28 protein-coding genes are annotated in these 22,930 nt (G+C 44.6%); 16 read left to right on the top strand and 12 right to left on the bottom strand.

What is annotated here, in order from left to right; all coding sequences use genetic code 11:
• The first annotated feature begins 607 nt into the window (after window positions 1-607).
• The 5 genes from ABLT31_RS16310 to ABLT31_RS16330 all read left to right on the top strand — a co-directional run bounded on the left by ABLT31_RS16310 (window position 608) and on the right by ABLT31_RS16330 (window position 2,065).
• Window positions 608-760 carry a hypothetical protein gene (locus ABLT31_RS16310; protein WP_367753439.1) on the top strand — a complete coding sequence of 51 codons (153 nt, stop codon included), beginning with the start codon at window positions 608-610 and terminating at the stop codon, window positions 758-760.
• Between the two features lie 149 nt (window positions 761-909).
• Window positions 910-1,209 (top strand): hypothetical protein, encoded by a 300-nt coding sequence (locus tag ABLT31_RS16315; protein ID WP_367753441.1) that lies wholly within the window; start codon window positions 910-912, stop codon window positions 1,207-1,209.
• A gap of 12 nt (window positions 1,210-1,221) precedes the next feature.
• Window positions 1,222-1,578, top strand: coding sequence for a hypothetical protein (locus tag ABLT31_RS16320; RefSeq protein ID WP_367753443.1), 357 nt, complete (start codon window positions 1,222-1,224; stop codon window positions 1,576-1,578).
• 116 nt (window positions 1,579-1,694) lie between these two features.
• Window positions 1,695-1,877: a hypothetical protein gene (locus ABLT31_RS16325; RefSeq protein WP_367753445.1), complete on the top strand. Its 183-nt coding sequence runs from the start codon at window positions 1,695-1,697 to the stop codon at window positions 1,875-1,877.
• 26 nt (window positions 1,878-1,903) lie between these two features.
• Window positions 1,904-2,065 (top strand): hypothetical protein, encoded by a 162-nt coding sequence (locus ABLT31_RS16330; RefSeq protein WP_367753447.1) that lies wholly within the window; start codon window positions 1,904-1,906, stop codon window positions 2,063-2,065.
• A gap of 43 nt (window positions 2,066-2,108) precedes the next feature.
• Here ABLT31_RS16330 and thpD read toward each other — a convergent pair whose 3' ends face one another.
• Genes thpD through ectA form a run of 4 tightly spaced genes read right to left on the bottom strand, consistent with a single transcriptional unit; the run spans window position 2,109 to window position 5,262 of the window.
• Window positions 2,109-2,993 (bottom strand): ectoine hydroxylase, encoded by an 885-nt coding sequence (gene thpD, locus ABLT31_RS16335; protein WP_367753449.1) that lies wholly within the window; start codon window positions 2,991-2,993, stop codon window positions 2,109-2,111.
• Between the two features lie 30 nt (window positions 2,994-3,023).
• Complete coding sequence (locus ABLT31_RS16340; protein WP_367753451.1) at window positions 3,024-3,419, bottom strand: ectoine synthase; 396 nt, start codon at window positions 3,417-3,419, stop codon at window positions 3,024-3,026.
• A gap of 22 nt (window positions 3,420-3,441) precedes the next feature.
• Window positions 3,442-4,722, bottom strand: coding sequence for a diaminobutyrate--2-oxoglutarate transaminase (ectB, locus tag ABLT31_RS16345; RefSeq protein ID WP_367753453.1), 1,281 nt, complete (start codon window positions 4,720-4,722; stop codon window positions 3,442-3,444).
• Window positions 4,723-4,761: 39 nt separating this feature from the next.
• A complete protein-coding gene (ectA, locus tag ABLT31_RS16350) occupies window positions 4,762-5,262 on the bottom strand; it encodes a diaminobutyrate acetyltransferase (protein WP_367753455.1) in 501 nt (166 codons plus the stop codon).
• A gap of 301 nt (window positions 5,263-5,563) precedes the next feature.
• On the opposite strand from ectA, the gene ABLT31_RS16355 reads away from it, so the two are divergent.
• The gene (locus ABLT31_RS16355; protein ID WP_367753457.1) at window positions 5,564-6,262 is read left to right on the top strand and encodes an SDR family NAD(P)-dependent oxidoreductase; all 699 of its coding nucleotides are present in this window, start codon (window positions 5,564-5,566) and stop codon (window positions 6,260-6,262) included.
• A 139-nt stretch (window positions 6,263-6,401) separates the two neighbouring features.
• Here the strand turns inward: ABLT31_RS16355 and ABLT31_RS16360 are convergent, their stop codons facing one another.
• Window positions 6,402-6,830 (bottom strand): DUF4871 domain-containing protein, encoded by a 429-nt coding sequence (locus ABLT31_RS16360; RefSeq protein WP_367753459.1) that lies wholly within the window; start codon window positions 6,828-6,830, stop codon window positions 6,402-6,404.
• 44 nt (window positions 6,831-6,874) lie between these two features.
• Window positions 6,875-7,576, bottom strand: coding sequence for an NAD(P)-binding domain-containing protein (locus ABLT31_RS16365; protein ID WP_367753461.1), 702 nt, complete (start codon window positions 7,574-7,576; stop codon window positions 6,875-6,877).
• 133 nt (window positions 7,577-7,709) lie between these two features.
• Here ABLT31_RS16365 and ABLT31_RS16370 point away from each other — a divergent pair, with 133 nt between their 5' ends.
• Complete coding sequence (locus ABLT31_RS16370; RefSeq protein WP_367753463.1) at window positions 7,710-9,230, top strand: glycine betaine uptake BCCT transporter; 1,521 nt, start codon at window positions 7,710-7,712, stop codon at window positions 9,228-9,230.
• Between the two features lie 18 nt (window positions 9,231-9,248).
• Here the strand turns inward: ABLT31_RS16370 and ABLT31_RS16375 are convergent, their stop codons facing one another.
• Window positions 9,249-10,232 carry a superoxide dismutase gene (locus tag ABLT31_RS16375; RefSeq protein ID WP_367753465.1) on the bottom strand — a complete coding sequence of 328 codons (984 nt, stop codon included), beginning with the start codon at window positions 10,230-10,232 and terminating at the stop codon, window positions 9,249-9,251.
• 348 nt (window positions 10,233-10,580) lie between these two features.
• Between ABLT31_RS16375 and ABLT31_RS16380 the strand changes: the two genes are divergently transcribed.
• Window positions 10,581-11,921, top strand: a complete 1,341-nt coding sequence (locus tag ABLT31_RS16380) for a glucose-6-phosphate isomerase (RefSeq protein WP_367753467.1) — start codon at window positions 10,581-10,583, stop codon at window positions 11,919-11,921.
• Between the two features lie 60 nt (window positions 11,922-11,981).
• Here the strand turns inward: ABLT31_RS16380 and ABLT31_RS16385 are convergent, their stop codons facing one another.
• On the bottom strand, window positions 11,982-12,413 hold the full coding sequence (locus tag ABLT31_RS16385) for a hypothetical protein (RefSeq protein WP_367753469.1): 432 nt from the start codon (window positions 12,411-12,413) through the stop codon (window positions 11,982-11,984).
• A 133-nt stretch (window positions 12,414-12,546) separates the two neighbouring features.
• Between ABLT31_RS16385 and ABLT31_RS16390 the strand changes: the two genes are divergently transcribed.
• The 5 genes from ABLT31_RS16390 (at window position 12,547) to ABLT31_RS16410 (ending at window position 18,099) form a co-directional block, all read left to right on the top strand.
• Complete coding sequence (locus ABLT31_RS16390) at window positions 12,547-13,683, top strand: zinc-dependent alcohol dehydrogenase (RefSeq protein ID WP_367753471.1); 1,137 nt, start codon at window positions 12,547-12,549, stop codon at window positions 13,681-13,683.
• A gap of 107 nt (window positions 13,684-13,790) precedes the next feature.
• Window positions 13,791-14,879 (top strand): glycoside hydrolase family 15 protein, encoded by a 1,089-nt coding sequence (locus tag ABLT31_RS16395; RefSeq protein WP_367753473.1) that lies wholly within the window; start codon window positions 13,791-13,793, stop codon window positions 14,877-14,879.
• Window positions 14,880-15,129: 250 nt separating this feature from the next.
• Entirely contained in the window at window positions 15,130-15,657 is a 528-nt protein-coding gene (locus tag ABLT31_RS16400) for a hypothetical protein (protein WP_367753475.1), read from the top strand.
• A gap of 14 nt (window positions 15,658-15,671) precedes the next feature.
• The gene (locus ABLT31_RS16405) at window positions 15,672-16,844 is read left to right on the top strand and encodes a DEAD/DEAH box helicase (RefSeq protein WP_367753477.1); all 1,173 of its coding nucleotides are present in this window, start codon (window positions 15,672-15,674) and stop codon (window positions 16,842-16,844) included.
• Window positions 16,845-16,902: 58 nt separating this feature from the next.
• On the top strand, window positions 16,903-18,099 hold the full coding sequence (locus ABLT31_RS16410) for a hypothetical protein (protein WP_367753479.1): 1,197 nt from the start codon (window positions 16,903-16,905) through the stop codon (window positions 18,097-18,099).
• Here ABLT31_RS16410 and ABLT31_RS16415 read toward each other — a convergent pair.
• Complete coding sequence (locus ABLT31_RS16415; RefSeq protein WP_367753481.1) at window positions 18,096-18,272, bottom strand: hypothetical protein; 177 nt, start codon at window positions 18,270-18,272, stop codon at window positions 18,096-18,098. The two genes, ABLT31_RS16410 and ABLT31_RS16415, sit on opposite strands and share 4 nt — an antisense overlap.
• 222 nt (window positions 18,273-18,494) lie before the next feature.
• On the opposite strand from ABLT31_RS16415, the gene ABLT31_RS16420 reads away from it, so the two are divergent.
• On the top strand, window positions 18,495-18,944 hold the full coding sequence (locus ABLT31_RS16420; protein WP_367753483.1) for a cupredoxin domain-containing protein: 450 nt from the start codon (window positions 18,495-18,497) through the stop codon (window positions 18,942-18,944).
• Between the two features lie 84 nt (window positions 18,945-19,028).
• Here ABLT31_RS16420 and ABLT31_RS16425 read toward each other — a convergent pair whose 3' ends face one another.
• Window positions 19,029-19,208, bottom strand: a complete 180-nt coding sequence (locus ABLT31_RS16425) for a DUF5325 family protein (RefSeq protein WP_367753486.1) — start codon at window positions 19,206-19,208, stop codon at window positions 19,029-19,031.
• A 106-nt stretch (window positions 19,209-19,314) separates the two neighbouring features.
• A complete protein-coding gene (locus ABLT31_RS16430; protein ID WP_367753488.1) occupies window positions 19,315-19,698 on the bottom strand; it encodes a hypothetical protein in 384 nt (127 codons plus the stop codon).
• A 209-nt stretch (window positions 19,699-19,907) separates the two neighbouring features.
• Between ABLT31_RS16430 and ABLT31_RS16435 the strand changes: the two genes are divergently transcribed.
• Both ABLT31_RS16435 and rlmD read left to right on the top strand, forming a co-directional pair.
• Entirely contained in the window at window positions 19,908-20,825 is a 918-nt protein-coding gene (locus ABLT31_RS16435; protein WP_367753490.1) for a proline dehydrogenase family protein, read from the top strand.
• A 56-nt stretch (window positions 20,826-20,881) separates the two neighbouring features.
• Window positions 20,882-22,267, top strand: coding sequence for a 23S rRNA (uracil(1939)-C(5))-methyltransferase RlmD (gene rlmD / locus ABLT31_RS16440; protein WP_367753492.1), 1,386 nt, complete (start codon window positions 20,882-20,884; stop codon window positions 22,265-22,267).
• Window positions 22,268-22,477: 210 nt separating this feature from the next.
• On the opposite strand, the gene ABLT31_RS16445 is transcribed toward rlmD, so the two are convergent.
• Entirely contained in the window at window positions 22,478-22,912 is a 435-nt protein-coding gene (locus ABLT31_RS16445) for a copper amine oxidase N-terminal domain-containing protein (RefSeq protein ID WP_367753494.1), read from the bottom strand.
• Between the last annotated feature and the right edge of the window lie 18 nt (window positions 22,913-22,930).

Here is a 22,930-nt window from a genome sequence, read left to right on the forward strand (position 1 = left end):
TCTAACCAAAACTAATCGAGGGAAGGAGCCATTCGGCCCCTCAACTATGATAGTATTCTCTTCCGGTAGCTACTTCCATTGAACCGTGTAATTGCCAATATAGTTGTACCAATTGCATCTCGTACTTTAAATGCTTTCTGTAAAAATAAATGTGTTTCTCCGGATCAATATGTTCGTAATACTTTGCCAAGGTTCCATACAAACTGGTCTTTTGAAGAAGTTGTGCTAAACGTGGATCCGAAAAATATCCCCTTTCGCTTATGTGATCAAGACCAACATATGCGGAGTAGGTATATAGTGTATAGACGGATGACTGAGTTGTTGAAATTTATTATAGCTACAATAACATTGTGTTAGCCTAATCAATATACTGAATTAAGGGGAATCACACCTTGAAACCCCTAATAACTAAAAACTTCTCTTTAAGGTGTGTAAAGGAGTATCAATTACGATATTCCTTTTTTTATTTTCACTAATAACATCCCCTAGCAAACTATGTCCGAAAAGCCCTGATTGGAGGTGGGGGCGAAGTAGGATCCCTGGGGGAGTTATTATATATCAGGAGCTGCTACGTGGCCTTTTCTATTTTGGAGGTGATCAATCCTCTATGAAGGATATCTATTCAATAAATCTTTTGGATATTATGCCAGACAGCCTAAAGTCAGATCCAGACGTTCGAGCCCTGGCAGATGCCATCACTCCGGAACTGCAGGAAATATCCTCAGCTATCCGAATGTATCCTACTGTCCAGGATCGATGAGCTGTCATGGGATGTGGTGGATCTACTTGCTTGGCAGTACCACGTTGATTTCTATGAAATAACAAGATCGGGGTGGGCTGATGAAGCCACCCTTTTTGCTGTTCTTGCATAGGCTATGATGTAAGGCAAAAAGTCTATGAGGTGTTCGAATGGGAGAAAATACGAATATTCCTGAAGCATTAACCCTTATTGGCGCATGGACTACAGTATTGGCGGACTTACTCTCTGCTATCGGCGGAACACTGGCTGTTGCACCAGAAACAGAAGATGCTGTGCTTCCTGGACCTATAGCTCAAAACATGCAACAATCAATAGATGAAATGAGATCCCAATTGGAGTTTCAGAAAAAACAATTTCAGAAGCAACAAATTCAAATGCAGCTGATGCAATTAGAAAGACAGATCCTGCAAATCGAGCAGCAGCTTGTCACTAAAAAAAGCACTCCATAAAGGGGAAGCCTTATGTCCTTTTTTGATGACAATATCGAAGTGGTTGCAATATGGATCATAGCTATTGGCGCACTGATTTTTGCTATCAATAAAACGCTAAAGCTGGGACAAGAGGAGAAAGGCAAAGACAATGGGCTTTCAGATTTAGCGAACAATCTTATTGAAAAATTGCCTCCGTTAAATTGCAATCCAAAAAATGGGGAGGATGCACAATTTGCGCAAATCCAATCACAGCTAAAAGAACTGCAAAACCGTTTATCCAATATTCAATCCCGTCAGGAGAAACTGAATGTTGCATCTGAACTAATGGAAGTGAAAAAGAACTTGTCGGCAATACAGTCCGGGTCAGCCAAAAATAAAAAACGGTGAGGAATGGGGTAATACATATTATCTAATCCTTGCCGTTTTTATTTTTTGTCCAATGCTTCTTATGTAGTTACATCATTTATTACAGGGTTTGACACAATAACCTTGAGGTGATAATTATGGATCATTTATTTTTTGAAAGAGATAAGGATAAAGCTAAAAAATTTAATCAAGAAAGATTGGATGAGGCCAAGAAATTTAATCAGGAAAGAGTCGAACAGCAAGAAGAAATTAACGATCAAGCGTATCATCTGAAGAAGGAAGGTAAAGCTTCCTTTGATCCCGATTATATTGATGGCTGATTATCTTGGCGAAAGGGGAGGCTTTTATGGATCAAGTGTTTCAAACAGGAGACAAGGCTCCGGAAGATGGCATGTATATTTGTGAGAAAAATGGTTTGGAAAAGTCGTTTCACGAAGGGGAGACCTTCGATACTTGTCCGGTCTCATGGGAGAATACGACTTGGAGAAAGAAGCCGGAGAATGCCTAGAAACAAATCTTAAAGAGGGTACCGCAAAAGGTACCCTCTTAACTTATATACGCGACATTTCCTTATCTCTTGCTGCAATATAACTCGGTCTAGGCTTTTGCCCGGAGAATGGATCAACCAGTTTATTCTCTACACTATTAAAGACGAAGAATACATTGCTTCGCGGTTGAGGCGTGATGTTGCTATTCGAGCCGTGCATGATATTGCAGTCGAATAGAATAACCGATCCGGCTGGTCCTGTTGGAGCGACTATGCCGCCTTGTTCTGCTAGCAAAGTCAAGCTGACCTGATCAGGGACTCCATATTCTTGCTTACGGAGCGACTTCTCATAATGGGCATCAGGGGTTTCCCCGACGCATGCTACAAAACGTTTATGAGAACCAGGAATGAGCATAAGCGGACCGTTAAATGGCGTGTTTTCCGTTAGGGTAATGGAGCAGCTAATGGCTCTCATCCGGGGCATGCCGTCTTCCACATGCCATGTCTCGAAATCGGAGTGCCAATAAAACTCCTTGCCTGTAAACCCTGATTTTAAATTAATTCGGGATTGATGGATGTAAACGTCACTGCCAAGCAACTGGCGCATAATCTCAACGAGTCGTTTATCGCTGGATAAACCTTGAAAGAAATCATCGTGCTCATGGACGGCGAAGACAGATCGGACCTCTTGGCTTTCTGGCTCGCGAATGACTTCTTTTGCCAGAGAGTCTTTGCTTGACTCCAAGACACGTGAAAGTTCTTCACGCATCTTGGCCACTTCGGCTTCGTTAAAGAAGCTGTCCAAGAATAGGAACCCGTTTTCTTCATAGGATCTTAGCTGATCGGCGCGCAGGGGACCGGGCTTAGACCGAGAAGAGTAGACCACAGGATCTTTTCTCTCTGTGATAATGGGTTTGTCAAATTTTCTAGATGGATATAGATCGATCATAAAATCAACTCCTATCTATTAAGCTTTGGTTTACACCGTTTCTTTGGCTGGCATAGGGTAAGCCCCATCTTCATCATGGGTTTCCCGGCCAGTGCAAGGAGGATTAAACACGCATACCATCCGCATATCCGTTTTTGCCCGCAAGCAATGCTTTTCATGGCCGTTTAGTGCATACATGGTTCCTGCTTGAATCGGATACGTCTTGCTGTTAGTCAAGTCCTCGATCTCACCTTCCCCTTCAATGCAGTAAACGGCTTCTTGATGATATTTGTACCAGAAGATTGATTCCGTCCCTGCTCGAATGATCGTATCATGAAGGGAAAATCCCATCCCATCCTTTTTCAGCAAAAAGCGTCTGCTTTCCCAGTTCTTTTCGTCTACGTGGTCCTCGGTTCCTTTGATTTCGTTTAAAGATTTTACAATCATGCTTCTTCCTCCTCTAATGGGTTTATTTATTTAAACAAGCTTTGACACTCGCTTCAATGATTTCAAAACCTCGATTAAGGGCATTATGGTCAATGGTTAAAGGAGGCATAATTTTAAACACTTCACTGTTAGGTCCCGATGTTTCCATGATTAGTCCGCGCTCAAAGGCAGCTGCACAAATGTTTTCCGCTAATCCCTCAGGGCCGCAGGCAACGCCTCGCATCAGTCCGCGTCCGCGAACGGTTCCCTGAATTTCGGGATATTGGACGACTAAACGTTCCAGGAACTGTTCTACTTTAGCTCCCTTTTCTTGGATCTCTTGGCTAAATTGATTTGTCTTCCAGAAGGTGAGGGCTTCCGTCGCTGTAATGAAAGCGAGGTTATGGCCTCGGAAGGTTCCGTTATGTTCACCCGGAGACCAAATGTCATATTTTGGTTTTATCAGGGTAAGAGCCATAGGAATACCGTACCCGCTTATGGATTTAGAAAGACAAACAATGTCCGGCTGAATGCCCGCCGGTTCAAAGCTGAAAAACGGACCTGTACGACCGCATCCGACCTGAACATCATCAACTATGAGCAAAATATCCCATCGGCGGCAAATATCTTCGACGCGCTTGATCCATTCGTAGCTAGCTGAATTCAAACCTCCCTCTCCTTGGAGCGTTTCTAGGATGATGGCTGCCGGAAGAGCGACTCCGCTTCCGTTATCTTCTAGGAAACGTTCAAGATAATCGACGGTGTCAATCTCATTGCCAAGATAATTGTCAAACGGCATCGATACACTGTTATGCAGCGGGATGCCGGCCCCATCACGCTTAAAAGCATTTCCTGTAATCGAGAGAGAGCCAAGGGTCATCCCATGAAAGGCATTAGTAAAGCTAATCACTAAATCACGGCCCGTCACCTTACGAGCGAGCTTCAAGGAGCTTTCTACGGTATTGGTTCCTGTCGGTCCAGGAAACATGACTTTGTAATCTAGTTTTCTAGGTTTCAGTATTGTCTCGTTGAATTTCTCCAGAAATGTTGCCTTCGCCTGGGTTGCCATATCCAGACTGTGGGTAATCCCGTCTTCGGCAATATAAGAAATGAGCTTTTCTTTCATTTGAGGGTGATTATGCCCGTAATTTAAAGCACCTGCCCCTGCAAAAAAGTCAATATATTCTTTTCCTTCTGTATCCCAAAGCGTATGTCCCTTTGCTTTGACAAACGTCGTGGGAAAACTGCGGATATAACTGCGAACTTCAGATTCAAGCTCCTCAAAAACTCGCAATGAAGTATCTAATGCTTTTAAAACTGCCATTATTCCACAACCTTTCTTAATATTCTTGAAATTCACGTTCTAAAAAGGGCCGATCCGATAGATGGGTTCGGCTTCATGTCCGGGTTCCGGAAACATATCTACAGAAAAGCAGTCTTGAACCACACAAGAGCAGTCCAGTTGTTTGGCTAGGCTTTTGAATAAGGACTGAGAGGGTAGGTTGGACGGTGAAACGGTAGCTTCAAGATAGTGAATGTTTTCACAAGACTTCCGGTTTAGTAGCTCCAGCAAAAGTCTTTTCCCCAGTCCTTTCCCTCGTTGTGATTCGTGGACGGCGACTTGCCATACGAAGATGACGTCTATGGTTTCAGGTGGTCGGAATGCGGACACAAAGCCGACAATTTGTTCATTGTCTTCTGCTATAACACAAGTATCTGGAAACCATTCGCATAGCATGAGATAGCAATAGGCTGAATTAACGTCAAGGGTACGCGTGCTTTTTATTAACTCCCATATGCGCGCTCCGTCTTCCTTATCCGGCCTGCGGAACTGAAAGGGAGCCGCTGTTGTATTTGAAATCATCCTTTCCTCCAGTTATTCAATTTTTCTTTACATGTTCTATCTTATCGTGAGCGGTGAGGTGCGTCAAAGCCGGTATCCTAGGATGACCCCAAATAATGGGAGATCTCCGAAGGTCAGAGGAGATGAACCCTGACCTTCTTCCAAAATCCTCTTAGATCCTCCAGATGCCTCTCGAATACTTAAAAAAGACATAAAAAACTAAAAATTATGTATTGAAATATACAGGATAACTTTATATAATTAATCAAACTAAATCACACTGAATTAGTCGGGATAATAAAATAGGGGAAGGGGAGTTAAAATGAGTGCGTTAAATGAACAGGTGGTATTGATCACTGGTGCCGGAACAGGATTAGGAAAAGAGCTGGCTTTGCAGTTGGCGAAAGAGGGAGCGAAGCTTGTGGTTTGCGGAAGACGGCCAACCAAGCTGACAGAGCTTGAAAGAGAGCTAGAGGAATATTCTAATCATATAGTAGCTATTCCAGCCGACGTATCTCATGAAAATGAGGTAAAAACACTAGTTCATGAAGCCATTAGCCGTTTTGGCAGGGTTGATGTATTAATCAATACTGCAGCCGTCTTCGCTAACAGCACTGTCGCTGATAGCAGCTTGGAAGAATGGAATTATCAGATTACTAATAACTTAACAGGGACTTTTCTGATGAGCCGTGAAGTCATCCCTCAGATGAGAAAGCAAAAGCAAGGTCAAATCATTAATTTTACGTCTGGGATAGCCAAAACAGGGGCTGACGGATTTGGAGGATATAGTGCAAGTAAGGCAGCAATTGAAGCGTTGACTTACTCCATCGACGAGGAAGAAAGACGAAATGGCATTTATGCCTATGTCATTAATCCTGGAAGCATGAAAACGAACATGCAAGCTACGGGAGTTGATCCGGCTCATGTGGCGGAGCAATTGGTGAAGTTCCTGCAAAATCGGGTAAAGCCAACTGGAAAAGTCCTGCAATTGGAAGACTTGCAGGTTGAATATCATATCTAGACGGAAGCTAGAGTCCGGGCACTAACAGGAGAAAGTCCGCTTCATTCCCTTTTCTTTAAGAAAAAGGGAAAAATAAGCGGACTTTCTCCCGTTAGCCCGTCCTCAAAAGAGAGAGGACCCACCCTACCATATATAGAGTCTATTCCTGTACGTCAACAATAACGCTGCCGAACATCTGCCCATTGATATAGGCATCCAAGCGCCAGAGTCCTGAGCTTGGGAGAGAAAGTACAGAATGGGCAGAGTTGTCGGCTCCATTTTGAGGTTTAACGGGGACCATAAATAGCCGATCGATTAGCGTCAATGTATTACTTGTTTCTTGGTGAACGGCAATCACTGTCAGTTTTCCCGCCAATTCAGCCGTCGAACCCCAAAAATGCCAATCATATTCGTCCCTTTGCCCTGCTTTGAAAGGTTTTTCGAGGAGGGCCAGGTGTCCTTCTATACCCCTCATTGTTTGTCCTCCGGACTGGAAGGTTGGGCTAACCTTCCAGTCTATTTCAGGGGGCGGTTCGCTGCCGCAACCAGCGAGCAGTATGATGAAGATAAACATTTGAAGCCATTTCACAGATGTGCTTCCTCCTTGTTATTTCTAGGTGAAGGAATGCTTGCCTAAGCATCCTTCTTTTCGAATGAATCCGCTATGCTTTGGGCGAAGTGCCCCATGGTTCCCATGGAATAGGAACGCAGGACCTCGGGGGCGAGGGAAGCGAGAGCGCGGGCTTCATATTCTTTCGGAAAGCCTTGGCGACGCAATTCCGCTTCTAATTCTTTGGCTGCCTTTATCGCATAGTAAGTAGCTAGCTTGTTTAATTTCTCAACAGACGTTTCTTCATCGAACATAACCTTGCCTATTTGAGAAAAAAATTGGATGGCTTCTTGTTCAAGTTGTCCATAATTAGGCTTCGGCTCTGCAATAAATAAACCGTTTCCATGTATCAGAAGATCTTCGGAGTGGCCCATAAACTTTAAACTCATCCAATGGAGATGAGGAAATGTGTCCTGCAGCTCGGCGGTTAGCTTAGCAGTGGCGATATTGATAAGCAGCGTATCCTTAAGCGATATCGCATCTGCTTCCAGTTCCTGAATAAAAGGAACGATCTGTCCCGCAGGCAAGGCAAGAATAAGATGTCGAAAACGGGATAATTCCTCTTTAGTTACAGATTGGGTATTGGGAAACTCTTGTTGAAAGTTGGCGGCTTTCGTTGCGTTCGGATGATAAAAGCGGATGTCCTGTTGCTGTCCTTGCAATTGGTGGACAATGGCTTTTCCTAACTTCCCAATCCCCACGATTCCCCATTGGTAGTCTATCATGATTTGGTTCTCCTCCTATTCGACCTTTTTTCTATCATAACATAACCAAAACAAGGAAGATGCAAAATGTCATGTGCATAGATTCTAATGCATTTTGGAAAATTAAGGGTTAGGAAAAAAGTAGGAGGATCCTATGGTATTTTACCTTTCTGTAGCTATTGTAGCGTTGTTTGTTCTTTGGGGGGCAATTAAACCGGACAATTTGGCTGAAGTCGCTAATGATGCTCTCGGATTTACAATTGGAAAATTCGGATGGTTGTATATGATTGCAGCCTTCGCTTTTCTTATCTTTTCGCTCTACATCGCTTTCAGTAAATATGGGCAAATTCGTCTCGGAGCAGATGATGATGATCCGGAGTATTCAAATATGTCATGGTTTGCCATGCTGTTCAGTGCAGGGATGGGAATTGGGCTAGTGTTTTGGGGGGTAGCGGAGCCCATCAATCATTACATAACCCCTCCGATGGGTGAGGCACAGACGCCTGACGCAGCCCGAATGGCATTGCGATATGCTTTTTTCCATTGGGGACTGCACCCTTGGGGAATTTACACGGTCATTGCTCTTGCTCTGGCGTATTTTCAATATCGAAAAGGATACCAGGGCTTGATCAGTTGGACATTCTACCCGATCCTTGGGGAAAAAGTGAAGGGACCCATCGGCAAGGCCATTGATATTTTAGCCATTATCGCGACGGCCTTCGGCGTTGCTACATCCCTAGGCTTAGGGACTTTGCAAATTAATGGGGGATTAAATTATCTTCTGGATGTGCCCTCGACTGCTTTTGTACAAGTCCTGATTATAGGTGTAGTCACGATTCTTTTTATGCTGTCAGCGACAACAGGACTGGATCGAGGTATCCGGATTCTGAGCAATACCAATTTGCTCGTCGCTCTTGGTCTCTTGCTTGCTACTCTGGTTTTGGGTCCGACATTCTTTCTTCTTGATACCTTCACAACCATTTTGGGCAGTTATATGCAAAATCTTATTCAGATGAGCTTACGGCTTTCGCCTTTCACCCAAAATCCTTGGGTAGGAAGCTGGACGTTGTTTTACTGGGCTTGGTGGATTTCGTGGGCGCCCTTCGTAGGGATGTTTATCGCTCGTGTGTCTAAGGGGCGGACCATCAAAGAATTTGTGTTAGGTGTTCTTCTCATCCCAAGTTTATTTAGCTTTTTTTGGTTCTCTGTCTTTGGCGGCACGGCGCTTCATCTTGAAATGTTTGAAAAACTGAACATTGCAGAAGCCGTACAAAATGACGTTACTACAGCTTTGTTTACAACTCTAGGCTATTTGCCTTTCGGACAGCTGTTATCTATGCTGGCTACGCTGCTCATTATTACTTTCTTTATTACCTCAGCTGATTCAGCAACCTTCGTTTTGGGGATGCTCTCCTCCGAAGGCCGGTTAAACCCTACGAATCGCGTCAAAATTACATGGGGTTTCCTGCAATCGTCGATTGCTATTGTTTTATTATTAAGCGGAGGTCTGCAAGCCCTGCAGACGGCTTCCATTGTCACGGCACTTCCTTTTGCGATCATTATGGGACTGATGTGCGTTTCTATTCTAAAAGCTTTAGGGGAAGAAGCGAAGGAGGAAAGACGAAAAGAAAAGAAACGGAGAAGGAAATTAGATAAGCTGATTGAAAATGAATAAAGGATGGCAGCGCCATCCTTAATAAGGATTCCATTTCAACTGGCTAGCGGCTTGGTAACGAGAGGCTACATCCTCCCAGTTGATCACATTCCACCACGCATCAATATAATCCTTGCGTTTATTTTGATATTTTAAGTAATAGGCATGCTCCCATACGTCCAGTACGAGAAGAGGGATTACATCCTGTTGGGACAGATTCTGATGTTTTTCTGCCTGAAGAATTTCTAATCGGTGGGAACGGGGAGACCAGACAAGCAAAGCCCAACCGCCGCCTTCGACTTTTTCGGCAGCTGCAGAAAAATGCTGCTTAAACTGTTGGAAGGTGCCGAAGGTCTGCTCGATCTGACGCAATAAATTCCCTTTGGGTCTTCCCCCTCCGCCAGGTCGCATATTATTCCAAAATATGGTGTGCAAATAATGTCCTGCCCCATTAAAGGCAGCTTCCCGTTCCCAATGCTTGATAAGCGAGTAATCTCCGGTCTGTCTTGCCTTTTGCATCTCTTGCTCAGCCTTATTAAGCCCATCCACGTAGCTTTTGTGATGGACATCATGGTGCAGCCTCATGGTTTTTTCATCAATATAGGGTTCTAAAGCATTATAGGGATAAGGCAAGGGAGGCAAGGTATGTCCGCCTATCGGTACAGGACCAATGGGGCGCTCAACGGTAACCTCTTCCTCTGAGCGATTGCTGACGGGTTGGACTTCATGGATGGAGAATTGTTGCTTGGCAAAATTCAAAAATTGTTCTCTTAAGTATTGGGCATGTTTATAAAGCTGCTTTAAGGTAAGCTGGCTATTGGTAAGAGGGGTTTGGTTCTGTTGCTCAAATTCGTAAAGAAGCTGAGAAAAGCGCTTTTGCCACTTGTTCAAGGCAGCAGATTGCTCAGGGGTAACCCTTGCTTGAGACTGAAGGGTGGAAATGAATTCTTTATGCTCATGAATCCATCGGACCATTTGATCCGTCCATTTTTTCCATTCAGGGGAAAGCTCAAGTTCACTCAACGATTTCTCCTCCTTTTTGGTATCATTTATGGGCAGTTACCATACCTTATGTTCAAAGTGGGCGAAGGGGTACTTTTGGTGTGAAAAACATTTCGGGACTGGATTTGTCCTTGTGTTGAATTATTAGTCCCACTGTCATATAATAAAAATTGAAATATTCTCCATCCCTTATCAACTAGTAGCATCATTACTTTCTAGCATGTAGCGCGAGCGTTACATGCTCTCTTTTTGGCAAGTTTTCTTGGCAGGAGGCAGAGTGTATTGATGATAATGGTAAAAGATAAGTAGGTAAGGGTTACGGCCATGGTTTATTAGAAAGGATAATACGATATAAGGGGAGGTTGGAAAATGAGTATACGTTTTGACTATTCGAATGCTCTTTCATTTATGAAGCAAGAGGAAATTGAAAGCTTGTCCGGTTTCGTGAAAGCCGCCCACGGGATGCTTCATGAAAAAACAGGAGCGGGCAATGATTATGTTGGCTGGGTGGATCTTCCGCTTTCCTATGATAAAGAAGAATTTTCGCGGATCCAGGCGGCAGCGGAACGAATAAAGAGCGACTCTCAAGCTTTAGTCGTAATCGGTATTGGCGGTTCCTACCTAGGCGCCAGGGCAGCTATCGAAATGCTCTCCCATACCTTTTATAATCAGATGGCTCAGTCTGCCCCGCAGATTTATTTCGTAGGGCAGAATATCAGTTCAACCTATGTAGCCCATTTGTTTGATGTATTGGCAGGGAAGGATATCTCTATTAACGTCATTTCCAAATCGGGCACGACGACAGAGCCTGCTGTAGCTTTCCGCTTATTCCGGGATTATATGGAGAAAAAGTATGGAAAAGAAGAAGCCAGAAAACGAATTTACGCCACGACAGACAAGGAAAAGGGGGCGCTAAAGAAGCTTGCGACGGAAGAAGGCTATGAGACCTTTGTCATCCCGGATGATGTAGGGGGAAGGTATTCGGTATTGACAGCTGTGGGCTTGCTTCCCATCGCCGTGAGTGGCGCGAACATTGAGCAAATCATGCAAGGTGCAGCAGATGCCTATCATACATACAACAATCCGGATCTTATGAGCAATGCGAGCTATCAATACGCGGCTGCGCGAAATGCGCTATACCGCAAAGGAAAGACGACAGAGATTCTTGTTAACTATGAGCCTTCTTTACACTATGTCGCGGAATGGTGGAAACAGTTGTTTGGAGAAAGTGAAGGAAAAGATCAGAAAGGCATTTTTCCGGCCTCCCTCGATTTTTCCACCGACCTTCATTCCATGGGTCAATATGTTCAGGATGGGCTGCGGAATATTTTCGAAACAGTTATCCATGTGGAGCAGCCGAAGGTGCAATTGACCATTGAAGAGGATCCGGATAACATCGACGGCTTAAATTTCCTCGCTGGAAAAACGATGGATGAAGTGAACAAGAAAGCCTTTGAAGGCACGCTCCTGGCCCATATTGATGGAGGTGTCCCTAATCTGGTGGTCTCCATCGATCAAATGAATGAATATACCTTTGGGCAGATGGTTTATTTTTTTGAAAAAGCTTGTGGAATCAGCGGCTATTTACTGGGAGTAAATCCCTTTGATCAGCCCGGTGTAGAAGCATACAAGAAGAATATGTTTGCTTTGCTGGGCAAGCCAGGCTATGAGAAGGAAAAAGAAGAATTGGAAAATCGCCTGCGGAAATAAGCGGTAGAGGGAGCGTCCGAGTGAATGGGACGCTCCTTTTGTGTTTAAAGAAAGATTTTGCTATATGGGGGGAAGTATTCCTAAATAGCAGGAGATTTGCTGGGAGATGTCCGGATAATTGGCGCATGATCTTCTAGGGCTAGGAGGGGGATAAGGAGGCTGGTATGGCGGATAGGGAGCCGGAGGATAGGGGGAAGGCGGAAACGGAGATGGCGGAACAGGCGGACGCGGGGCTGGCTGATAGGGCGGGATGGGCCCGTAATAAGGACCTATGCCTATAAGATCTGAATAATGATACTGCATAAATTGAGGCTGGTAAGAGCCGGGGCGGTATACCCATAAATCTACCATTCCGTTTCTCGCATTATAGTTGCTGACATATGCCGTAATTTGGCCTTCTGTAGGAACTGTTGTGGTAATCCATTGCCCAATATAAGGGGTAATCGCGCTTGGGGGAAGAAATTGTACTGACGCTTGTTGTCTGTAGTTCATGATTCACACTCCTTTGCTCATAGTCTATCCGCAAATACCCGGCTTGGAGATAGGGCAAACACCCAAATTTGAGTATGAAAAGACCATTTGAGGGAAAGTTTTACTTATACCCTATTGATACGAGGTGGATACGATGAAGGCTGTAACCTACCAAGGAATCAAGGATGTAAAAGTAAAGGACGTACCCGATGCGAAGATTGAAAAGGAAGATGATATTCTAGTTCGGATAACGAGTACGTCTATCTGTGGCTCCGATTTGCATTTGGTTCATGGAATGGTGGAAAATCTGCAGGAGGATTATATCATCGGCCATGAACCGATGGGAATTGTAGAGGAAGTGGGTCCCGGCGTAACGAAAGTAAAGAAAGGGGATCGAGTGGTTGTCCCCTTTACAGTAGCTTGCGGACAATGCTTTTATTGCCAGAACCACCTGGAGAGCCAATGTTCAAATTCCAATGAGAATGGGGAAGTCGGGGCCTTTTTCGGCTATACGGGTACGTTCGGCGGTTATCCTGGAGGACAAGCGGAATTGCTCCGCGTCCCCTTTGCTAATTTTACGCCTTTTGTCGTTCCGAAGGATTGTGAACTGGAGGATGAGAAGCTGTTATTCCTTTCTGATGTTATCCCTACGGCTTATTGGGGGGTTGACAACGCGGGGGTGAAGCCCGGAGATACTGTGATTGTACTCGGATGTGGACCGGTAGGGCTGATGACCCAAAAGTTTGCTTGGATGAAAGGGGCAAAACGAGTCATTGCCGTGGATTATATCCAATACCGTCTGGAGCATGCCAAGCGAACCAATAACGTGGAGATATTTGACTTTACAAAAGAGCACAATGCCGGAAGTGTCCTCAAGGAAATGACGCAAGGGGGAGCTGATGTCGTCATTGATTGCGTGGGCATGGATGGCAAAATGACGGCTATGGAGCTCGTAGAGACCGCTCTTAAGCTTCAGGGCGGCTCGATGGGGGCTATCTTGATTGCCAGCCAATGTGTGAGAAAAGGGGGAACTATCCAACTGGTTGGTGTGTATGGGTTAAGGTACAACGCATTTCCGCTGGGGGATTTATTTGCCCGCAATATTACGCTGAAGATGGGACAAGCGCCTGTGATTCACTATCTTCCGGACCTCTACGAGATGATTAAGCGTAACGAATTTGATCCAACGGATATTATTACCCACCGATTACCTTTGTCGGAAGCAGAGCATGGGTACGGCATTTTTGACCAGAAAAAAGATGACTGCATCAAGGTTATCCTTAAGCCTTAAATCCAGGAAGAGGCAGATCCGCAAAACGTCACGGACCACAAGCCTCTTCTTTTCAATTCAGGGTCTACATAAACTACAGTAAAGAAAATCCATTTCAAGGAGGTCCAATGGAGCTAGTAAGTCGGAGCAAACAGGTGATATTAGAGCATCAGCATCCAAGCGGTGCCTTTGTTGCTTCTCCTTCGTTTGAACATTACCGATATAGTTGGCTTAGAGATGGGACATTCATTGCTTACAGCTTGGATTGTACCGGGGAGCGCGAAGCGGCGGAACGGTTTTATCGCTGGGCTGCACAAACTATTGAAAACTACCGCGGAAAAGCCACAGCTGTTATCGAGAGGGCTAAACAAGGAAGAGAAGTTTACCAAGACCAGCTTCTTCATACTCGTTATACGGTAGATGGATTTGAGGTCTATGGGGAGTGGGGAACCTATCAGTTAGACGGTTATGGAACCTGGCTATGGGGGATGAGTGAACACTTATCGAAACGGTCAGATCAGGAGTTTGCGGAAGAGGTGAAATCGACGCTTTCGCTCATAGCGGAATATCTCTTGCCCTTATGGAGGATGCCGAATTTTGATTGCTGGGAAGAGTACGGAGACCGGGTTCATCCTTCGACAGTAGGATCTATTTATGGCGGATTGAAAACAATATGTCCTTGGGTAGAGGAGGCGGTCAGGCAGGCCATCCAGATAGAACTTCCTGTAATCGAGGAGTTTCTTCTCACCCAAGGCACCTATGGAGGTCGGTTTATCAAAAGCATAGGCAGCCAAGAAGTCGATGCATCCCTTTTATGGATGCATGTTCCTTATGCTGTTGTAAAGGGTAATCATCCGGTTATGCTGAACACGGTGAAGGCGATTGAACAACAATTGCTTCACAACCGCGGCGTCCACCGATATCCACAGGATGTCTATTACGGAGGGGGGCAATGGGTGCTGCTGTCGGGTTGGTTAGGGTGGCACTATGCAGAGTTAGGAAATCAAGTGAAAGCATTGGAATACCTGGAGTGGGTAGAAAGCCAGTTCGATGAGCGGATGCACTTGCCTGAGCAGGTTCAACATCATTTGCTTGCACCAGGAGAATATCAAAGATGGCTGGAACAATGGGGCCCTCCCGCTTGTCCTTTGCTGTGGTCTCATGCGCTTCATTTGATCCTGGCCAGTAAGGTTGAATTTGGGCAGAAAAAGGATTAGTGTATGAATAGGTGAGAAATGCCTCCATACTAAATATGGAGGTGTTTTCTTTTGCACTGTCAGAGTTTATAACTTTGTTACTTAACTTGGACAGCACGAGGAAAACTTGTAAGCTTTTCCCTAAATTGACATCAAGGGGTAAACCCTCATTTCTGATAAAATTGTATTTTATCAGAAATGACCCGGAGGATTGATGTCAGGTTAGGGAATTGGCGCTAGCCAAGTTTTCTTTGGAAAGGGGGGCCAGCAATTGTTTGATCCTACAATCTATGAAAACTTGAAAGTGGTTGTAGAAGGGGCGGTATACGATTTGGATGATGTCGGTGTTATTCTGGTCACCAACCGCACGGATAGGGTAGAGCTATCCACGATGTCGCGTTATTATGCGATTCAATTTCGAGAGAAGGAAGAAGCGGCAGGGGATGCGGCAGCAGAAATCAGGCTCTATGCCCAAATGGAGGACTTAGCAGCTGAGATTTTAGAAAAAGAGGAACGGTTTGCTGGATGTCATGTGGAGATCGCCTTTCAAAAAACGATCGAAGACGTGGAACGGGAATGTGTTCAAATCGAAAGCATACTGAGGGAAATTTGGCAGAATCGCCCCGCCATTAGACAAGAGATTTCGTTTATCTATGGGGAAGAAAGCCGAAGCTATAGAAATCACATTATTGTGGATTTTGGGCGGAAAATTAATGAAGAGCAAATTGAGGATATGGCCACGCTAATTGACCATGTTCTACACTCTGTACAACGATTAAACCAAGTCCATTCGAAATAAAGGGAGCCTAATAGATGAACCGGATCGATGAAATGAAACCATTTTTACAACAGGCATGGAAAAAATCAGGGTTTGCTGAGCTTACAGCCGTGCAAGAACGGACCCTTCCGCTCATCAGCGAAGGAAAGGATGTCATTGCAGAATCGCCGACTGGAACCGGAAAGACACTGGCTTATCTAATACCTATTCTGGACAGAATCAACCCGGAAATAAAAAATCTCCAAGCCGTGGTGTTAGCGCCCTCACGTGAGCTAGTGATGCAGATCCATGAGGTCATTCAAAAATTTACAGAAGCAGTTGAGATCAATAGCATCTCTTTGATTGGCGGAGCCGACATGAAGCGCCAGATCGAGAAGCTGAAAAAGCATCCTCAGATTGCGGTGGGGACCCCTGGCCGGATAAAAGAGCTCATTCAAGCCAAAAAGCTCAAAATGCACGAGGTGAAAACCATTGTTGTGGATGAGGCTGACCAGATGTTCGATTCCAACCAGATGGATCCTGTACAGGATATTGTAAAAGCAACCTTAAGGGATCGACAGCTGTTATTTTTCTCGGCCACAATATCGGAACGGGCGGAAAATACGGCAAAGGCCATGATGAACGATCCTGAAGTCATTCGAGTTTCCCGAAATGAGCTGCCAGCTTCTAAGGTTGATCATATTTATTTTGTCTGTGAGCGCCGCGATAAGGCGGATATCCTGCGAAGAGTCTTGAAGATGGGCCAGGTCAAAGCGATGGCCTTTGTGAAAGATGCCGCTCAATTAGAAGAGTTAGCTTCGAAGCTTAGCCATAAGGGTGTCTCCGTCGGAGTCCTGCAAGGCGAGGCTTATAAGACGGAGCGGGAGGCAGTAATGAGAAATTATCGCGCTGGAAAATATTCATTGCTGCTGACAACAGACTTGGCTGCTCGAGGACTGGATATTCAAGCTGTGACGCATGTTATTCACTTTGACCTTCCGGAGGATGTTCAGCAGTATATTCACCGTTCAGGCAGGACAGGAAGAATGGGGGCGGCTGGGATGGTGATTTCCATTATTACCGCAAATCAGGAGGGCACCTTAAGGAAGTTTAGCCAGGAGCTCCGTCTGCAGATTGAGAGAAAAGAGCTTTTCATGGGAGACATTGTGGACAAAAGGCCTCAGGCGGACAAGCCTAAGCCTCGGCCTAGGCAGAAGAGTAAAAAGTGATGTCTTTCTTCCTGCACATTGTATAATAAGGGTACATGTGTGAAAAGGAAGATCTACTATGCCGGATAAACGTTTAGGGATGCTATATATTTGGAATTCCCTTTTGGATCAATTGGAATTTACCACAATCATGAGCGAAACAATGGGAAGAAAAGTATGGAGCGGATGGAACTATGGAGAGATGGGCAAAATCCTTCTCTTCCATGAGCTGATCGATTCGGAAGCTCCATTCTCCTCTTTTTTGGAAAGCCATGCCGCTATTGAGTTGATTGGGAAGGCCGAATGGGACTTTGACCCCCACCTTTTGCAATCGATGTTCAAGCCCTATTGGAGAACCGTTTTACAACAATTATCGAGTTTGCTAGTGGATAGAATGGCACCGAAGCACGAGTGGAATGAATGGCATAAAGCTGCACCGGGAGTGTCTATGCTCATCTCAGGGAGCGGAGGATTTCCTTTAGATTGCGGAGCAGAGCAGAGGCCTGATCAGACATTTGTGGTTGTCCAGGGGGAAAGAGGGATAGCGAAAGCGGAAATTGAATCGATTCCCTTCATAGCCTCTTCCGCCTTATCGAACGGGGATTGGGAGGTACGGAAAGAGCGCGGTGAGCCCAGCTGTTTTTCTTTTGAGGATTATAAGCTAGAGTACTTTGAAGAAAGGCAAGGGGATTATCGGGTGATTTGGACATTGGAACATAAGATGGCCAAGCTTCCGTCCGACTTGGTTCTTGCATTGGAGGATTTGAAGAAGCAAGCTTGGGGAATGGGGTATCATGAAGGAGTCTTTTGGCTGGAGGGCCAATTGAAGAAAATCGGACCTTCCTTTTCTTCTGTTATGAGGAAATTGAAGTTTGGAACCTCCAGAATGGAAGGGCGGGTTGTTTTTCATTGGCAATACCGGGAAAAAGCCCGTTACCATAAAGGCAAGCCGAAAAGGGTTGTGACCAGTCTTCCGCCAGAATGCACAGCACCATGGATAGTGGATACCCTTTCTAAAAGAGAGCACTGGAAAAGAAATCAATGGCTGGAGAAAATAAAGAACCCTGGCAAAGGCTCAGAGATGATATCTAATCCCTTTCTTAAAGCGGTTTGCTGGGTTCTTGAGACTCATTTAGCTTGTAAGATGCTTGAGTCTGGATTGAGTGAAGATATCCTATTGGATGATTCCATAGCCCGGATCAAGTGGCGGGAGCAGGAAATCCATATTCCCGGCCAAGCAAGCCGTTGGCTAGCTAGAATGTTTCCAAGCGATTAACTATGTAGAATTTGCTCTATTTGTTTAATACGCACACGTATAAGCATTTCTCTGAGGAGCAAGGAAATCAGTTCGTCATCTTCCAGTGAATTAAACTGATCCTTATGAATGTTTTTCAACTCATTCTCCAAAGCAGGAATGCTGTTAACGTGCAGAATGTCTTCCATTGTCATGAATAACGATCCCCTTTTGTTTATTTATTAATTAGAATCATAGTGGACTATTTCTACATGACAAGAGATTATCCTTTTGGTAAATAATTGTGGGCAGGTGAAATTTTCGCTGCAAGTTTCCAAACATAAATATCCTTAAGTATATAGGAAACAGGGACCGTTGAACAGATAGTCATAAAAAGGAGATGTGGACATACCTTAGTTAATAAGGGGGGATGTCCAATGAAGCATATTTTAATTGTTAGACGTTCAAGAATCATATGGGCGGCTATTATTCTTTGCGGACTCATTGGCGGATATTATTTAGTCGAAAATTACGGGAAAACTATGGCTACAATAGGGTCAGCCGAAACTAAAAAAGAGTTTACTATAATAACGACAGAATACAAGGCTACAATGGAAGATGGCAAGGTGATAGAAGTATACCGTTGGGACCCGGGTGTCATCTTTGTTGAGAAAGGGGACCATGTGACCTTGAAATTCTATGGTGTACAAGGTGCGTTTCATCCTTTTGAGATAAAAGGGTTGGGTGTGAAAGGCGAAGTGAAAAAAGGCAGGGAAACAGAAGTGTCCTTTGTAGCCGACAAGGAAGGGACATTCGAAATTATCTGCCACACTCATTCGAACCATGCGCAAAATGGGCCGATGGTAGGTTACTTGATTGTTGATTAATAGACAAACAGCCTTAGCGTCCTTTGAGAGCTAAGGCTGTTTTACGAAATTAGAAAGTATAACTACTTCAAATCATCAGGGACATTAGTTTTTTCCGATAAACCGTTTCTTGAGCATGAATCCAATCCCGGGAGTCATAATCGCTCCAAACAAGCAAAGGAGTATGCCGGCTAAGCTGGCTTCGGCAATAAAAATGCCAATACCGGAAAGGAAGGAGGCTGATATTAAAGCTAATAGTAGTGAGATTTTTTGCCAACTGGTCACATTTATTCACCTCAATTCGCATTATATCATAAATCCTTCTTAAAAAATCACCAGTAACCCTCAATCGTTACTGGTGATTTTTTTAGCAATATATCAAGAAGCCCTGCTAATCAAGCTTTTTTCTAGCATGTTCTAGCTTTTTTCCAATTTCATAGGCAAGAGCCTCAAGTGAGGTATAATCAGACTCGTCAAAAGCAATGGCTGTTCTGCTAGTTACGGTTATCCTTCCTAGGACCTCTTCACATGAGCTTGTAATAGGGACCTGTAAGATGGCTTTTCGAGCGATGGATTCAGGCATTTGTTCTCCTGACGAAGCTTTTAGATCATAGTGATTCATGTGATCTAAAAGGTAAATGCCTACCCATTCGAAATGAGCCACCTGCTTTTGCAATCTATGTACAAGGTTATCATATGTCGATTGGTCCAATTCCGTAACCTGATGGACAGCCGCTATCAATTCAAGGGTTGCGATATCCGCGGCCATGGACATAGGCTATAACTCCTCCGTTCGATACGTTTTACTTAGTAATGATTTTATCAGAAAAGGGTTGAAAAAGATCGTAGTAAGTTAAGGAAACACAGGAAGGAAGCAAGGTTTCCCGCCCGCACCATTTGTTCGCCGTTTCCGTACAATAAATTAAGGGGAGGAAAGGAATAATAGGATATAATGGGTCAATTTAGTTAAGGAGGAGTCCCCTCATGGAGGCGTTGCTTAAGAATATTTTTTTAGCTTTATCTAAAAATCAAGTGCTGAATAAGTTTGCGAAAAAATGGGGACTGCGCTTTGGGGCTCATCGGGTTGTTGCGGGAGAAACCATCGAAGAGGCCATTATGAAAGTCCGGGAGTTAAATCGCCAAGGCCTAAGCTGTACCTTAGATCATCTTGGGGAATTCGTCTTTCATGAGCATGAAGCAAAGGAAGCGGCCGATTATTGCATAAAGACACTAGATGCCATTGCCGATGCCGGAGTGGATTGCAATTTATCGCTTAAGTTGACGCAGCTCGGTCTAGACATAAGCCGAGAGTTATGTATGGCGAATATGCAAAGGATCTTGGATGCGGCTGGGAAGTATGGTAATTTTGTAAGAATAGATATGGAAGATTATGCCCACAACGAAATGACCTTAGAGATTCTAAGAGAATTGCGCCAAAAGCATCAGAACGTAGGTACTGTCATTCAGGCGTATCTGTATAAAAGTGAAGAAGACGTTAGGCGGCTAGGGAAAGAGCATGTGAATCTTCGGTTAGTTAAAGGGGCATATAAGGAGCCAGAATATGTAGCTTTCCCCGAAAAAAAGGATGTGGATGAGAATCTAAAGAGGCTCATCGCGATTCACTTGGCAAGCGGTTCGTACACCGCGGTTGCTACGCATGATGAATCTATGATTGAGTATACCAAAGAACTGGTGAAGAAGCACGGTTATTCGAGAAACCTGTTTGAGTTCCAGATGCTTTACGGCATCCGGGCAGCTACCCAACTGGAATTAGTGAAACAAGGATATAAAATGAGAGTTTATGTACCGTATGGCAATGATTGGTATGGCTATTTCATGAGACGGTTAGCTGAAAGACCTGCCAACATTAGCTTTGTTGTAAAAGGGCTATTTCGAAAATAAGCTTATTCCCAACAGCTAGCTGTTGGCTCTTTTTTTGAAAGGGGAGGGATTGAAGAATGAAAACAAAGCCAAAACAGCAAGATGATGCGATGAAAATAGGACAAGTCATCATGGTTACGATCAAGCGGTTAGGCATCAATGGTGAGGGCGTTGGCTATTACAAGAAAAAGGTTGTGTTTATTGAGGGGGCTCTCCCAGGCGAGGTCGCTGTCGCTGAGGTGAAGAAAGTAGAAAAAAATCTAGCCTATGCGGAATTGATTAGGGTGAAAGATAAGTCCCCCCATCGGATGCAACCGACTTGCCCGGTATACAAGGAATGCGGCGGGTGTCAGCTTCAGCATCTCAGCTATGAAGGCCAGCTCTTAGCTAAAAAAGATATGGTTACGGAAGCTTTTAGCCGCTATTTTAAAGTGGATCAGCAGCCTGTAATTCGAAATACCATTGGAATGGAGCACCCCTGGAGCTATCGGAATAAAGCCCAATTGCAGGTGGGATTAGCAAACGGTAAGGTGGTGACCGGATTATTTGCCGCTGGTACGCATCAATTAATTGATATCTCGGAATGCCCCATTCAACATCCTCTGACTAATCAGATCGTACAAACGACTCGAGAAGTGCTGGAGCAACTCAGTATTCCTGTTTACAATGAACGGAAAAGAACGGGGGTTATTCGTACCGTCGTCGCCAGAGTAGGCTTTCAAACGGAGGATGCCCAATTAACCCTTGTCACGATGACGGATGACATTCCGAAAGTTAAGGAATTGATTTTAGAGCTTCGCCATCGGATGCCCTTTGTCCAAAGCATTATGCAAAACATCAATGATAAAAAGACTTCTCTCATTTTTGGAGATAAGACAAGGGTGCTATGGGGACAAGCTACAATAGATGAGAGATTGGGAGAAGTTAAATTTTCACTTTCACCAAGAGCCTTTTTCCAGTTAAATCCTGAACAAACGGTTAAGCTGTATACCGCTGTGAAAGAAGCTGCCGGTCTGACGGGAACGGAATTACTCGTTGATGCGTACTGTGGAGTCGGGACGATTGGATTGTGGCTGGCTCCCGATGCAGGGGAAGTAAGAGGGATCGAGATTATTCCGGAAGCGGTCGAGGATGCGAAACGGAATGCTGAACAAAGCGGGATAAGGAATGCGAAATTCTATGCGGGTAAAGCAGAACAGCTCTTGCCTCAATGGGTCAAACAAGGCCTTAAGCCTGACGTGGTCGTAGTGGATCCTCCCCGCACTGGCTGTGATGAACAATTACTCAAAACCTTGCTAGCAGTAAAACCGAAAAAAATTGTCTACGTCTCTTGCAATCCATCTACCCTAGCCAAGGATTGCGATATTTTAGGGAAAGATTATAAACTGAGCTGGATACAGCCGGTGGATATGTTCCCCCAGACTTCTCATGTCGAGAGTGTCACGCTGTTGATGAAGAAGTAGAGGATAGGGCTTGGATACCTGCAGGATTGGGGTAAGGCGGCTGTCATCAAAAGGACGGGTTTACCGCCCTCTTGAGACAGCCGTCTCCTGAAATACTTTGTCAAAATAGGACGTAACTAGTCCAGGAGCAAGCGGCGGACTAAAATAATAGCCCTGAATATGGTGGCATTCATGTGATTGCAATAAGTCCAACTGCGAACGGGTTTCAACTTACTTGTGTCCAATATATACCGTTTTCGTATGAGTATCCCAATAGACTGGCTCTTGAAGTGATTCAGCGATAAAACGAATGGGGAGGAAGGTGCGACCGTTGACAAGTTGAGGGGGAACATCTAGTTTAACGGGATTATTATTTACATGAGCCACGTCATGACCAATTTTCATGGTGACAGTCATACCTGCTCTTTTTAAAATCACTTGGTTCTCATTCCCTTTCCAATCGACAGAAGCACCAAGGGATTCAGCTATTTGTCTCACAGGAGCTAGGGAACGGCCATCTTCAATGAAGGGCTGAACATCAAATTTTATATTGCTTCCATACACCACAACGTCAAAAGGCTGGTCTTCAGCATTCACTGAATGAAATCCAAAAATAAATAAAGGACTTAACAGCATGGTGAAGGCTAAAAGCAACACTCTAAGCACTGGCAATCACTCCTTTAT

Source organism: Ammoniphilus soli (genome assembly GCF_040813775.1).